The 13,726-nt window shown below is 71.1% G+C and carries 11 protein-coding genes, 1 tRNA gene and 1 pseudogene; 10 read left to right on the top strand and 3 right to left on the bottom strand.

The window, feature by feature from the left end; all coding sequences use genetic code 11:
* Positions 1-11: 11 nt before the first annotated feature.
* Positions 12-335 (bottom strand): ferredoxin FdxA, encoded by a 324-nt coding sequence (gene fdxA, locus WAF18_RS09775; protein WP_183426102.1) that lies wholly within the window; start codon positions 333-335, stop codon positions 12-14.
* 394 nt (positions 336-729) lie between these two features.
* Positions 730-805: transfer RNA gene (locus WAF18_RS09770), tRNA-Glu, on the bottom strand.
* A gap of 162 nt (positions 806-967) precedes the next feature.
* Here WAF18_RS09770 and pcnB point away from each other — a divergent pair.
* The 6 genes and pseudogenes from pcnB to pgi form a co-directional block, all read left to right on the top strand.
* Positions 968-2,257 (top strand): annotated as a pseudogene (gene pcnB, locus WAF18_RS09765) (polynucleotide adenylyltransferase PcnB); the annotation flags it as partial.
* A complete protein-coding gene (gene folK, locus WAF18_RS09760) occupies positions 2,254-2,772 on the top strand; it encodes a 2-amino-4-hydroxy-6-hydroxymethyldihydropteridine diphosphokinase (protein WP_337244920.1) in 519 nt (172 codons plus the stop codon). The pseudogene pcnB and the gene folK, both read left to right, overlap by 4 nt.
* Positions 2,773-2,776: 4 nt before the next feature.
* Complete coding sequence (panB, locus tag WAF18_RS09755; RefSeq protein ID WP_337244919.1) at positions 2,777-3,595, top strand: 3-methyl-2-oxobutanoate hydroxymethyltransferase; 819 nt, start codon at positions 2,777-2,779, stop codon at positions 3,593-3,595.
* Between the two features lie 40 nt (positions 3,596-3,635).
* On the top strand, positions 3,636-4,502 hold the full coding sequence (gene panC / locus WAF18_RS09750) for a pantoate--beta-alanine ligase (protein ID WP_183426098.1): 867 nt from the start codon (positions 3,636-3,638) through the stop codon (positions 4,500-4,502).
* Positions 4,503-4,612: 110 nt separating this feature from the next.
* Positions 4,613-4,993 carry an aspartate 1-decarboxylase gene (gene panD / locus WAF18_RS09745; RefSeq protein ID WP_183426097.1) on the top strand — a complete coding sequence of 127 codons (381 nt, stop codon included), beginning with the start codon at positions 4,613-4,615 and terminating at the stop codon, positions 4,991-4,993.
* Between the two features lie 5 nt (positions 4,994-4,998).
* Complete coding sequence (gene pgi / locus WAF18_RS09740; protein WP_337245020.1) at positions 4,999-6,522, top strand: glucose-6-phosphate isomerase; 1,524 nt, start codon at positions 4,999-5,001, stop codon at positions 6,520-6,522.
* A gap of 436 nt (positions 6,523-6,958) precedes the next feature.
* On the opposite strand, the gene queG is transcribed toward pgi, so the two are convergent.
* Entirely contained in the window at positions 6,959-8,041 is a 1,083-nt protein-coding gene (queG, locus tag WAF18_RS09735) for a tRNA epoxyqueuosine(34) reductase QueG (protein ID WP_337245019.1), read from the bottom strand.
* A 44-nt stretch (positions 8,042-8,085) separates the two neighbouring features.
* On the opposite strand from queG, the gene WAF18_RS09730 reads away from it, so the two are divergent.
* From WAF18_RS09730 to mutL, 4 genes are all read left to right on the top strand, one after another.
* Complete coding sequence (locus WAF18_RS09730; RefSeq protein WP_337244918.1) at positions 8,086-9,621, top strand: NAD(P)H-hydrate dehydratase; 1,536 nt, start codon at positions 8,086-8,088, stop codon at positions 9,619-9,621.
* Positions 9,618-10,103, top strand: a complete 486-nt coding sequence (gene tsaE / locus WAF18_RS09725; protein WP_337244917.1) for a tRNA (adenosine(37)-N6)-threonylcarbamoyltransferase complex ATPase subunit type 1 TsaE — start codon at positions 9,618-9,620, stop codon at positions 10,101-10,103. Before WAF18_RS09730 ends, tsaE begins: the two co-directional genes overlap by 4 nt.
* Before the next feature lie 74 nt (positions 10,104-10,177).
* Positions 10,178-11,665 (top strand): N-acetylmuramoyl-L-alanine amidase, encoded by a 1,488-nt coding sequence (locus WAF18_RS09720; protein ID WP_337244916.1) that lies wholly within the window; start codon positions 10,178-10,180, stop codon positions 11,663-11,665.
* A gap of 88 nt (positions 11,666-11,753) precedes the next feature.
* Entirely contained in the window at positions 11,754-13,658 is a 1,905-nt protein-coding gene (mutL, locus tag WAF18_RS09715) for a DNA mismatch repair endonuclease MutL (protein WP_337244915.1), read from the top strand.
* Positions 13,659-13,726 lie beyond the last annotated feature (68 nt).

Here is a 13,726-nt window from a genome sequence, read left to right as displayed (position 1 = left end):
CCGGTCTGGCCTCAGCGTTCGAGCAGCGGCAGCTTGCCCGGCTTGCCTTCCCAGTCCTTGGCGTCGGGCAGCGGGTCCTTGCGCGTGGTGATCACCGGCCAGACCTGGGCCAGTTCGGCGTTCAGCGCGACGTACTGCTCCTGACCGGCGGGGACATCGTCCTCGGGGTAGATCGCGTTGATCGGGCACTCGGGCTCGCACAGGGTGCAGTCGATGCACTCGTCCGGGTCGATGACCAGGAAGTTCGGGCCCTCATGGAAGCAATCCACCGGGCAGACTTCGACGCAGTCGGTGTATTTGCACTTGATGCAGTTTTCGGTGACGACGAAAGGCATGGAGATCTTCGAGCGCGCGGCAATGCGTCAAGTTTAAGGCAGCGCTCCGCGCTCCGGTGGAAAGGATTCGCATTTGCGCGTTCGGTGCGGGCGTTACGCGTGCCACGCTGGCAGACTGGAGTGGCCATGCGTGGTGCCCGCCGGGTGTCGTGCCGAGTCGCGGCCCGATATCCGCTTGGTGGGCCCGGCACCCGGCGGGCACTCGATGCGCTTCCGCAGCGGAAGGCCGCCGCGCACGATGGCGTCGATGCGTAGCGGTGCCGCGGTCACCTCCTCCGCGTGCGGGGGAGGTCGGCGCGTCTGTGCGCCGGGTGGGGGCGGCCCTGCGAAGCGAAGCACAGTTGCCGGACACCTCAACGAAAAAGGCCCGCTTGCGCGGGCCTTTCTCTGAAGATGGCGCTCCCTACGGGATTCGAACCCGTGTTTTAGCCTTGAGAGGGCCACGTCCTAGGCCTCTAGACGAAGGGAGCTGGGTGTACCGCCGAAGCGGCGACCGGTTGGACGACCGGTCTGCAGAACATCGGAAAGACGTGTGCAGCTTGCTAGTATAGCAGGCTTGCGGGCCCCGCAACGGGTCGCCCACGGAAAATTTTCATTTGATGCACGACGACACTTCGACTCCGGGCTCCGCGTTGCGGACCATCCCCCGCGACCAGCACATCATCTCGCGCCGGCAGATCAGCCAGAGTGCGCTGCGTGTGCTGTACCGGCTGCACGAGGCCGGGCATGCCGCCTATCTGGTCGGTGGCGCGGTGCGCGACATCCTGGTCGGCCTGGCGCCCAAGGATTTCGACGTCGCGACCGACGCGACGCCCGAGCAGGTCAAGGCGCTGTTTCGCAACTGCCGGCTGATCGGGCGGCGGTTCCGGCTGGCGCATGTGGTGTTCGGCCGCGAGATCATCGAGGTCGCCACCTTCCGCGCCAACGTCGACGACGGCAGCGGCGATCGCGAGGTGCACGACGACGGTCGCCTGCTGCGCGACAACGTCTACGGCACGATCGAGGATGATGCGGTCCGGCGCGACTTCACCGCCAACGCACTCTATTACGCGATCGCCGACTTCTCGGTGCGCGACTACGTCGGCGGCTTCGAGGATGTCGAGAACCGCGTGCTGCGGCTGATCGGCGATCCGGAGACGCGCTACCGCGAAGACCCGGTGCGGATGCTGCGCGCGGTGCGGCTGGCGGCCAAGCTCGGCTTCTCGATCGCGCCCGAGACCGCGGCGCCGATTCCGTACCTTGCCGGGCTGTTGTCCGAAGCGGCGCCGGCGCGGCTGTTCGAGGAATGCCTGAAGCTGTTCCTGTCGGGTCATGCGGTGGCGAGTTTCGAGGGCCTGGAGCGGCATGGCCTGCTGGGCGCGCTGTTCCCCGAGACCGCCAAGGCATTGGCGAGCAATCGCAGCGGCGCATTGCGCACGATGGTGGTCGCGGGCCTGCGCTCGACCGATGCCCGCATCGCTGCCGGCGATCCGGTGTCGCCGGCCTTCCTGTTTGCGACCCTGCTGTGGCCGGCGTACTGCCGCACGTTGATGAAGTTGCAGGCCGAGGGCGTACAGCCGGTGGATGCGCAGCGCCGGGCCGCGGATCGGGTGACGCTGCACCAGTTGTCGACGGTCGCGCTGCCGCGCCGGTTCTCGCTGCCGATGCAGGAGATCTGGCTGCTGCAGGCGCGCTTCCCGCAGCGCCAGCGCAAGCGGGTGACCCGGATGCTGTCGCACCCGCGCTTTCGCGCCGCCTTCGATTTCCTGGTGTTGCGCAGCGCCGCGTCCGAGGCCCATGCCGCCGATGTCGCGTTCTGGCAGGAAGCCCAGCGCGATCCCGACCACGCGATTGCGCTGTTTCCCGGCGACGAGGACGGCGACAGCGAGGGGCAGGCCCCGCGCCGCAAGCGCCGCCGTCGGCGCGCGCCCGCAGCAGGATGAGCGCCGGGCCGGCGGAGGCGCCGCGCGTGCGCGCCTGCGTCGGGCTGGGCGCCAATCTCGGCGACGCCGTCGCGACGTTGCACGACGCGGCGCGCGCGCTGGCGGCCTTGCCCGGTACTTCGGGGTTTGCGCTGTCGCGCTTCTATCGCACGCCCGCGTGGGGCGTGACCGATCAGCCGGATTTCATCAACGCCGCGGCAGCGTTCGAGACCGGCCTGCCGGCAACTGCACTGCTCGAGACGCTGTTGTCGTTCGAGACAGCGCTGGGGCGACGCCGCGCAGCCGATGGCAGCGACCGCTGGGGGCCGCGCACACTCGACCTGGATCTGCTGCTGTACGGCGATGCCGTGCTCGCATTGCCGGGACTCACCGTGCCGCATCCGCATCTGCATGCGCGCGCATTCGCGCTGGTGCCGCTGCTCGATGTCGCGCCCGATATACAGATTCCCGGCATCGGCGCAGCCGTCGAGGTGCTTGCGGGCATGGATCGAAGCGGCATCGAAGCGATACCCTAGGGCGATGACCACGCCCAACACTTCCGCGCCGGTGACCGTGCCCGCGCTGTTCGAGGCCCGCGCCGCGGGTCGCCGGCTCTCGATGCTCACCGCCTATGACGCCGGGTTCGCGCGCGCATTCGATGCCGCCGGGGTGGAGCTGCTGCTAGTCGGCGATTCGCTGGGCATGGTGGTGCAGGGGCACGGCTCGACCTTGCCGGTCACCACCGACGACATGGTCTATCACACCGCCTGCGTGGCGCGGGGAGCCCGGCGCGCGCTCATCGTCGCCGACCTGTCGTTCCAGGCCGATGCGACGCCCGAGCGCGCACTCGACGCGTCGACGCGGTTGCTGCAGGCCGGTGCCGGCATGGTCAAGCTGGAAGGCGCGAGCGCGAACAAGCGCGAGGTCGTGCGCTTCCTGGTCGAGCGCGAGATCCCGGTCTGCGCGCACCTGGGGCTCACTCCGCAGTCGGTGCTGCGCTTTGGCGGGTTCAAGGTACAGGGCCGCGACGAGGCGGCCGCGCAGGCGCTGCGCGAAGATGCACTCGCGATCGCCGAGGCGGGTGCCTCGCTGATCGTGCTCGAGGGCGTGCCGGCTGCGCTGGCGGCTGAGATCACCGCGGCTTCTGCGGTGCCGACAATCGGCATCGGCGCCGGCCCGGGCTGCGACGGCCAGGTGCTGGTGCTGCACGACATGCTGGGCCTGGACAGCGGCCATCGCCGGCCGAAGTTCGTCCGCGACTTCCTGGCCGATGGCGGCTCGGTTGCGGGCGCGGCGCGTGCCTACGTCGCCGCGGTGCGCGACGGCAGTTTCCCCGGCCCCGAACATTCCTACAGCTGAGCGCCGCGCCGCCGGCCTTCGCCCGAATCCGCACGCCCCCATGATCGAAACCGTCGACAGTCTGACCGTCCTGCGCACGCGCATCGCGGCGTGGAAGCGCGCAGGCCTGCGCGTGGGCCTGGTGCCGACGATGGGCAATCTGCACGCGGGGCACTTTTCGCTGGTCGCGGCCTTGCGCGCCCAGGTCGACCGGGTCGTCGCCAGCGTGTTCGTCAATCCCACCCAGTTCGGGCCCAACGAGGATTTCGCGCGCTATCCGCGCACGCCCGAGCAGGACGCGCAGGGACTGGCCGCTGCGGGCTGCGACCTGCTGTGGCAGCCGTCGGTGGAGACGATGTATCCGCTGGGGCTGGCGAACACGGTCACCGTGCGCGTGCCCGGGATCACCGAGGTGCTCGACGGCGCGCACCGTCCGGGGCACTTCGATGGCGTGGCGACGGTCGTCGCGCGCCTGTTCAACCAGGTGCAGCCCGATGTCGCTGCGTTCGGGCGCAAGGACTACCAGCAGTTGGCGGTGATCGCCCACCTGGTCGCCGAGCTCGCGTTTCCGGTGCAATTGCTGCCGGTCGCGATCGCCCGCGATGCCGACGGGCTGGCGCTGAGCTCGCGCAACCAGTACCTGGACGCCGACCAGCGCGCACTGGCGCCCCAGCTGTATCGCACGCTGCAGGCAATGCGCGAGGGCCTGCGCGCCGGTCGCGCGCCGGCCGAGGTCGAGGCCGACGCCCTGGCCCAGCTCAGCGCGCACGGTTTCGACGTCGACTATGCGGTCGTGCGCACCCCCGCGCTCGGTGCACTGGCGCCAGACGATCGCGAGGCGGTCGCCTTGCTCGCGGCCCGGCTGGGCACGACCCGGTTGATCGACAACCTCGAATTCAGCCTGGCACCGGCGTCCGCGGCCGGCTGAATCGCCGCCCGCGCGGCCATAGCGCATGTTGCGATGCCGCACGCGGCGCCTATACTTGCCGACTCCTGCGGAACGCCCGCGTCTGCCAACGGCCGCACCCGGCCGCCGCCATGCAACTGACCCTGCTCAAAGCCAAGATCCACCGCGCGTCCGTGACCCACGCCGAGCTGCATTACGAAGGCTCGTGCGCGATCGACGGCCATCTGCTCGATCTGTCGGGCATCCGCGAGTACGAGCGCATCGAGATCTACAACATCAATAACGGCGAGCGGTTCGCGACCTATGCGATCCGCGCCGAGGCCGGCAGCGGCATCATCTCGGTCAACGGTGCCGCTGCGCACAAGGCCGGCGTCGGTGATCTGGTGATCATCTGTGCCTACGGTGCGCTCGACGAGGCGCAAGTCGCCAAGTTCAAGCCGACCCTGGTCTATGTCGACCGGCAGAATCGGATGACCCACACCAACGATTCGATTCCGGCGCAGGCCGCCTGATGACGATGGCGGCGCGACTGCTCCGCGACACGCTGACGCCCCATGCGCGGCGCCTGGACGCGGCGCGCATCGCCGACCTCGTCGCCGCCGATGCCGCGCGTCCGCGCGACTTCGCGCTGCGCGTGGGCGGGCTCTACGCCAGCTTCGCGCGCCAGCGCTTCGACCGCGAGGCACGCGATGCGCTGCTCGCGCTCGGCGCGTCGGCCGAACTGGCGGCCGCGATGCGCGCGCTGTTCGATGGCGCCATTGTCAACACCTCCGAGCAGCGCCCGGCGCTGCACGTCGCACTGCGTTCGGCGCTGTCGCAGGCGCCGGCGGCGCGTGACGCACGCGAGCAGGCGCTCGCTGCGCGCACGCGCATGCGCGCGCTGGTCGCGCAGCTCGAGGCCTCCGAGGTCACCGACATCGTCAATGTCGGCATCGGCGGCTCCGATCTGGGCCCGCGCCTGGTCGTCGATGCGCTCAAGGACTTCGGCACCGGGCGTTTCCGTGTGCATTTTCTGACCAACGTCGACGGCAGCGACGCCCAGCACCGCCTGGCGAAGCTGGATCCGGCGAAGACCGCGGCGATCCTGGTCTCCAAGACCTTCGGCACGCAGGAGACCCTGCTCAACGGCGCGGTCGTGCGCGACTGGCTGGGCGGCAGCGAGCGGCTGTACGCAGTCAGTGCCAACGTGCCGCGCGCGCAGGCCTTCGGCGTTGCGCCCGAGCGCGTGCTGCCGATGTGGGACTGGGTCGGTGGCCGCTATTCGCTGTGGTCGGCGGTCGGCTTCTCGATCGCGCTGGCGATCGGCGCCGACGGTTTCGATGCCTTGCTCGATGGCGCGGCCGAGATGGACGCGCACGCGTTGCAGACGCCGCTGGCCGGCAACCTGCCGCTGCTGCACGCGCTGACCGCCATCTGGAACCGCAATGCGCTGGGCCTGGCCACGCACGCCGTGCTGCCCTACGACGAGCGGCTGGCGCTGCTGCCGGCCTACCTGCAGCAACTGGTGATGGAGAGCCTGGGCAAGTCGGTCACGCCCGAGGGCGAGCCGGTCGGACTCGACACCGTGCCGGTGCTGTGGGGCGGACCGGGCACCAACTCGCAGCACAGTTTCTTCCAGGCGCTGCACCAGGGCACGCAGACGGTGCCGGCCGATTTCATCGGCGTGGTGAATCCGGCGCACCCGCATGCAGACAACCACGCCGCGCTGCTGTCGAACCTGCTCGCGCAGACCGAAGCGCTGGCCAACGGGTTTTCCGCCGACGATCCGCAGAAGTCCTACCCCGGCAATCGGCCATCGACGCTGCTGCTGCTCGACCGGCTCGACCCGCGCAGCCTCGGCGCGCTGATCGCGCTCTACGAGCACAGCGTCTATGCGCAGTCGGTGCTGTGGGGCATCAACGCCTTCGATCAGTGGGGCGTCGAACTGGGCAAGCGCATCGCCGGCGAACTGCTGCCCGCGGTCCAGGGCCAGGACGTCGAGATCGCCGACCCGGTCACCCGCGCCCTGCTCGACGAACTGCGCGCACGCCGCAACGCCTGATCCGCGTCGACCTCCCGCGCGCGTTCGGGGCGACACGCGTAGCGCGTCAGGTGGGGCATGGCTTGTCGCACAAAGCGCCCCCATCCCAGCCTTCCCCCGCGGGCGGGGGAAGGAGCACAAGCCAGCCTTCCCCGCGTGGGGGGGAAGGAGCGCAAGCCAGCCTTCCCCGCGTGCGGTGGAAGGAGCATAAGCCAGCGTTCCCCGCGTGCGGGAAGGAGCACAGGCATATCCGTGCGCGTGGGATGTCGGCGGCGCGCCGCAGGCTGAAGTCACCTCCCCCGCGTGCGGGGGAGGTCAGCGCGCACAGCGCGCTGGGTGGGGGCGGGGGGCGGGCCCTTACGGCCCTGTCATCCCGCCAACGCTGACCTGCCGCCGGACAACCGGCGTTCGCGCGACGCCGCGATCGACCGAACGCCACACGCGATGTGCGGCGTCGTCACCGCGCGTCGTGCTGCGCCAGCGCCCATTCGACATGCTCGTCGACCAGCGCATCGCCCGAATGCCGGCGCGTGCGCAAGGCGGTGATGGTGTCGGGGGCGGTCGGCGCGTTGCCCAGTGCGACGGCGATATTGCGCAGCCAGCGACGATGGCCACTGCGGCGCAGCGGTGAGCCTTCGGTGCGCTGCAGGAATTCGTCCTCGTCCCAGGCGAACAGATCGGCCAGAGTTGCGCTGTCCAGACCGTTGCGGGCGCGGAAGTCGGGTTCGTCGTGGCGCTTGGCGAACTTGTTCCACGGACACACCAGCTGGCAGTCGTCGCAGCCGAAGATGCGGTTGCCGATCGGTGCGCGCAGCGGTTCAGGAATCGCGCCGTCGTGTTCGATCGTCAGATAGGAGATGCAGCGGCGCGCATCGAGCCGGTAGGGCGCGACGATCGCCTGTGTCGGGCAGACATCGATGCAGCGCGTGCAGGTACCGCAATGCGCGCTCGCTGGCGGATCGATCGGCAGCGGCACGTCGACGTAGATCTCGCCGAGGAAGAACCACGAACCGCCGCGCTTGTCGATCAGGCAGGTGTGCTTGCCGATCCAGCCCAGGCCGGCGTTGCGCGCAAGCGCGCGTTCGAGCACCGGTGCCGAATCGACGAACACCCGATGGCCGAACGGGCCGATCTCCTCGGCGATACGGTGCGCGAACTTCTGCAGCCGGTTGCGCATGAGCTTGTGGTAGTCGCGGCCGAGCGCATAGCGCGCGACGTAGGCGCGGCGGCCGTCGGCCAGCGTGTCCCAGGCGCTGTCGTCGTCGTTGCGACCGTAGTCGAGCCCCACCGAAATCACCCGCACGGTGCCGGGCAGCAGTTCGGCGGGACGTGCGCGCAGCGTGCCGTGGCGCGCCATCCAGTCCATCGTGCCGTACAGCCCCTGGGCCAGCCAATCGCGCAGGTGCGCCTCGTCTTCGGCGAGTTCGATCCCGGCAATGCCACAGCGCTGGAAGCCCATCTCGGCCGCGATCGCGCGGATGCGCGCAGCCACATGCTGCGGCTCGGGCAGGGCGCGTGCCGGTGGCGCGGCATCGGGGATGTCGGGGCGGGGACTCACGATGCGTGAAGTATAGAATCGGCGCGATGAGCCCACCCTGTGCCTCGAACGCGGTCTCCATGCCGGGAACCCTGCTGTACGACGCGGCCGCCCTGCGCGCGCTCGAGACCGCGGCGATCGCAGCCGAGGGCGGCGATGCCGGCGTGCTGATGGCGCGCGCCGGGCAGGCCGCGTGGCGTCTGGTGCAGAGCCGCTGGCCGCAGGTGCGTACGCTCGTCGTGGTCTGCGGACCGGGCAACAACGGTGGCGACGGTTACGTGCTCGCGCGCCACGCGCAGTCGGCCGGCTGCGAGGTGCAGGTGGTCCGGCTCGACACGCATGCGCCACGGACCGAGCTGTCGCGCGCCGCCTGCGCGGCCTTCGTCGAGGCTGGCGGCCGGATCGTGACATTCGACGGCGACCCGCTCCCGTCGGCCGGACTGGTCGTCGATGCCGTGTTCGGCATCGGCCTGTCGCGCGCGCCCGACGCCGATGCCGCGGTCTTGATCGCCGCGATCGATGCGGCGCCCGCGCCGGTGCTGGCGCTCGACGTGCCCAGCGGCCTGGACGGCGATCGCGGCAGCGTGCCGGGTGCCGCGGTGCATGCCGAGGTCACGCTGCAGTTCCTCGCCGCGCATGTCGGCCTGCAGACCGGTGACGGCCCCGACCATGCCGGCGACCTGACACTCGATCCGCTCGGCGTCGATCCGGCGCTGATGGCCGCCGCCGGGCCCGGCGCCGCGCGCCGGATCGAGGCCAATGACCTGGCGCACTGGCTGCGCCCGCGTCTGCGCAACAGCCACAAGGGGACGTCCGGCCGCGTGCTGGTCGTCGGCGGCGACCACGGCATGGGTGGGGCGGTGATGCTGGCCACCGAGGCTGCGCTGCGCGCCGGGGCCGGGCTGGTGTCGGTCGCGACCCAGGCGGCGCACGTCGCCCCGCTGCTGGTGCGCTGTCCGGAGGCGATGGCCCGCCGCATCGACAACACGTCCACGCTTGCGCATCTGCTCGCGACCGCCGATGTCGTTGCGCTCGGACCGGGGCTGGGGCGCGGCGCCTGGGGCCACGGGCTGTACGACGAGGTGCTGGGCAGCGGCCGGCCGCTGGTGCTCGATGCCGATGCGCTGAGTCTGCTGGCCAGCATGCCCCGTGCGCTCCCGTCCGGGACCGTACTGACCCCGCACCCGGGGGAAGCCGGGCGCCTGCTCGGCGCCGCGACCGCCGACATCCAGCGCGACCGGCCCGCCGCGGTGCGCCGGCTGGCCGCCCAGAGCGGCGCAGTCGTCGTGCTCAAGGGGGCGGGGACACTGGTCTGTGCACCGGGCGGCACGCCCTGGCTGGTCGCCGCCGGCAATCCGGGCATGGCGACCGGTGGCATGGGCGATGCGCTGACCGGCGTGATTGCCGCACTGCGCGCGCAGGGCCTCGACCCCGAAGCCGCCGCGGCCTGTGGCGCGCTGCTGCATGCCGCCGCCGGTGATCTCGCGGCGCGCAGCGGTGGCGAGCGCGGGTTGTTGCCGGTCGACCTGGTCGCCGCGCTGCGTCCGCTGGCCAATCCAATGCCCTTGGAGACGTGGCGATGAGCCTCTGGCAACTCGACGGCGAGGCCGCCACGCAGGCCTTCGCACAGGCGCTCGCCGCCACGGCGCCCACGCCGGCGGTGGTCCATCTGCAAGGCGATCTGGGCGCCGGCAAGTCCACGCTGGCACGCGCCTGGCTGCGCGTACTCGGCGTGACCGGCACGGTCCGCAGTCCCACCTACACGCTGGTCGAGCGCTACCCGGTGGCGGGCGGCGAGGCGCTGCACCTGGATCTGTACCGCATCGGTGACATCGGCGAACTGGAGTTTCTCGGCCTGGACGATGTCGCCGCGCGGCTGTGGTTGATCGAATGGCCCGAGCGTGGCGCCGACGCGTTGCCCAAGCCGGACCTGCGGGTCGCGCTGGCATTGTCCGGCGAAGGCCGCAGTGCCCGCCTCGACGCGCTTTCGGACGCCGGGCTGCGCTGGCGCGCGAGGGTCGCAGCAGCGGTCCGTTTGCCAACTGTTGCTGAACCGAAACCGTAGGAAGGACACGCAGGCTGCGGATTTGCAAGGGAAAACGTCTTGCATTGTCCTGACGGCGATGATTGACTAGCCCCATGCGTATCCGGGGGATCAATCTGTCTCAGGCCTTGCTGGCGCTCGCGCTGCTCGCGGCGCTGTGCTGGAACCTGGCCTATGGCGCCGAACTGCGCGGCGTCGACCTGCAGACCGGTGCGACCGGGACGCGGGCCGAATTGCGGCTGGACGGCAAGGCCGAGTTCTCGGTGATCTCGCTGGCCAATCCCGATCGCCTCGTGGTCGATCTGCCCGGCACCAAGCTCCGCGGCGGCCTGGCGCTCCCGGCCGCGCGCGGCGTCGTGCGCAGTGTGCGGACCGGCCAGCCGGTGGCCGGCACCACCCGGATCGTGTTCGATCTCGCCAGCCCGATCGTGGCGATGGCGCCACGTCTGGAAGAAGGCGGCGACGGCGCCCGCCTGGTCGTCGAGTGGCCGGGCGACGGCGATGCGGACCCGATCGCGCGGGTCGCCGCGCAGACCGTGACACCGCCGGCCGCTGCGGCCGGCACCGTGCCCGCCGCCAGCGCACCTGCCGCGCGCACGCCGCCGCCCGATCCTGCGCTCGCCTCCAACGATGCCACCTCGCGGCTGATCGCCGAGATGGCGCGCGCCCGTGCGCCGGCCACGCCGGCACCGCAGCCCGCCGCGCCGACTCCGGTGCCGGCAGCGTCTGCGGCCGCGCCCGTCGCCCAGGCGCCGGTGCCGACGCCCGAGGCCGCCGCGCCGGCGCCGCGCAGTACCGCCCCGCCGCTGCCGACCACGGTCGGACCGGGCATGCGTCCGCTGGTGATCGCGATCGACCCGGGCCACGGCGGCCAGGATCCCGGCGCGATCGGACCCAGCGGCACCTACGAAAAGCACGTCGTGCTGGCGATCTCGCGCGAACTGGCGCGCCAGATCAACGCCACGCCCGGCATGCGTGCGCATCTGATCCGCGACAACGACAGCTATGTCGAGCTGCCGCAGCGCGCGCGGCGCGCGCGCCAGGCCAAGGCCGACATGTTCGTGTCGATCCATGCCGATGCCGCGCTCAATCGCGCCGCCTACGGGTCCTCGGTCTACACGCTGTCGCTGCGCGGGGCGTCCTCGCAGCAGGCGCGCTGGCTGGCCGACCGCGAGAACAGTGCCGACCTGGTCGGCGGCGTGCGCCTGGAGAAGGACACGCTGTCGAATGTCTTGCTCGAGATGGCGCAAAGCGGGCACATGCGCGCATCGCAGGAGGCCGCGACGCACGTGTTGACCGGGCTGCGCGATGTCGGCAAGACCCACAAGTCGAACGTCGAGTACGCGAACTTCTCAGTGCTGCGCAACGCCGACATGCCGGCGATGCTGGTCGAAACCGGCTTCATTTCCAATCCCGAGGAAGAACAGCGGCTGCTCGATCCGGCGCACCAGCGGCGCGTTGCCGCTGCGGTGTTGCAGGGGATCAATGCCTTCTTCACCAGCCAGCCGCCGCCGGGCACGCTGTACGCGGCGCGCGCCGCGGCCGCGGCGGCCGGGGCCAGCAGCGGCGGCGGCAGCCCCTGAACCGGCCGGATCGCGCTGTCCGGCAGTCGCGTCCAGCGCCCGCTATCATCCCGGTCCCCCTCTCAAAGCGCCTTGGCGCCGCCGTGCCGTGCCCATTCGCCAACTGCCCGACATCCTGATCAACCAGATCGCCGCCGGCGAGGTCGTGGAGCGACCGGCCTCGGTGGTCAAGGAACTGGTCGAGAACGCGCTCGATGCCGGTGCGCGCCGGGTCGACATCGAGCTCGAGGAAGGCGGGGTCCGTCTGATCCGCGTCCGTGACGATGGCGGCGGCATCGCGCCCGAGGAATTGCCGCTGGCGGTGTCGCGGCACGCCACCAGCAAGATCGGTTCGCTCGACGATCTCGAATCGGTCGCCACCCTCGGCTTCCGCGGCGAGGCGTTGCCGTCGATCGCCTCGGTCAGTCGCTTCTCGCTGGCTTCGCGGCGCGAGGACGATGCGCACGGCAGCGTGCTGCAGGTCGATGGCGGGCGCGTCGGTGATCTGGCCCCCAAGCCGCATCCGCGCGGCACCACCGTCGAGGTCCGCGACCTGTTCTACAACGTGCCGGCGCGCCGCAAGTTCATGCGCGCCGAGCGCACTGAGCTGGGCCACATCGAGGAATGGCTGCGTGCACTGGCGCTGGTGCGGCCGGATGTCGAGCTGCGGGTGAGCCACAACGGCAAGCCCGCGCGCCGCTACAAGGGCGATGAAGACCTGTTCTCAGGCGCGCGCTTGGTCGAGACGCTGGGCCGGGAGTTCGCCGATGCCGCGCTGCGGATCGACCATGCCGCGGCGGGTCTGCGGCTGTCGGGCTGGATCGCGCGCCCGGCGTATTCGCGCGCCAGTGCCGATCAGCAGTATCTGTACGTCAACGGCCGATCGATCCGCGATCGCAGCGTCGCGCACGCGGTCAAGCAGGCCTTCGCCGATGTGATGTACCACGGGCGGCAGCCGGCCTACGTGCTGTTCCTCGAACTCGATCCGACCCGGGTCGACGTCAATGTGCATCCGGCCAAGCACGAGGTGCGGTTCCGCGATGCGCGGCTGGTGCACGATTTCGTCTATCGCACGCTGCACGAGGCGCTGGCCGACACCCGCGCCGGGCAGGCCGGCGAGGTGGCGACCGAGGTGCCGTCGCCCGGCGCGACGTTCGCCGCCGGCCCGGCGACCGGCACCGCTGCGGCCGCCTGGTCGCGGCCGATGCCGCAGACGCACCTGGCGCTGCGCGTGGGCGAAGCGCGTGCGGCCTATGCCAGCCTCTACGGCGGCGGCATGGGCGGCGGCGATACTGCGGAGAGCCACGCAGGGACGGATGCGACGTTCGCGTCGGGGCCCGCGGTCGGCGATGCGTGGACGGGCGCCGCCGGCGCGAGCGCGCATGACATCGCTGCGGACAGCAGCACCGCCGCCGACAGCGCCGCCTTCGTCCCGCCGCTCGGCTATGCGGTCGCGCAACTGCACGGCATCTACATCCTCAGCCAGGCGGCCGACGGCATGATCGTCGTCGACATGCACGCCGCCCATGAGCGCATCGGCTACGAGCGGCTCAAGACCGCGCACGACGGCGAGGGCGTGCGCATGCAGCCGCTGCTGGTGCCGCAGACCGTCGCGGTCTCCGAACGCGAAGCCGATGTCGCCGAGCAGGAAGCGGGCACGCTTGCCGATCTGGGCTTCGAGGTCACGCGCACCGGGCCGCAATCGCTGCTGCTGCGCGGCGTACCGGCGCTGCTGGTCGATGGCGACACCGAGGCGCTGTTGCGCGATGTGCTGGCCGACCTGCGCGAGCACGGCGAGAGCCGTCGCGTGCGCGCGGCGCGCGACGAGTTGCTCTCGACGATGGCCTGTCATGGCGCGGTGCGCGCGAACCGGCGGCTGACGGTGCCCGAGATGAACGCCCTGCTGCGGCAGATGGAGGCGACCGAGCGCTCGGGGCAATGCAATCATGGTCGCCCGACCTGGGCACATTTCCCGCTCGCGGAGATCGACCGTTGGTTCCTGCGCGGGCGTTGAGCGCACGTCCGCTCGCAGCGCCTGGGCACGTGTCCGAAGACGCGTGCGCGACGGCGACTGTCCGCGTT

It is taken from the genome of Luteimonas sp. gir, from assembly GCF_037198055.1.
Taxonomy (GTDB): Bacteria; Pseudomonadota; Gammaproteobacteria; order Xanthomonadales; family Xanthomonadaceae; genus Luteimonas; species Luteimonas citri_A.
This window is presented reverse-complemented; position numbering and strand designations above follow the sequence as displayed.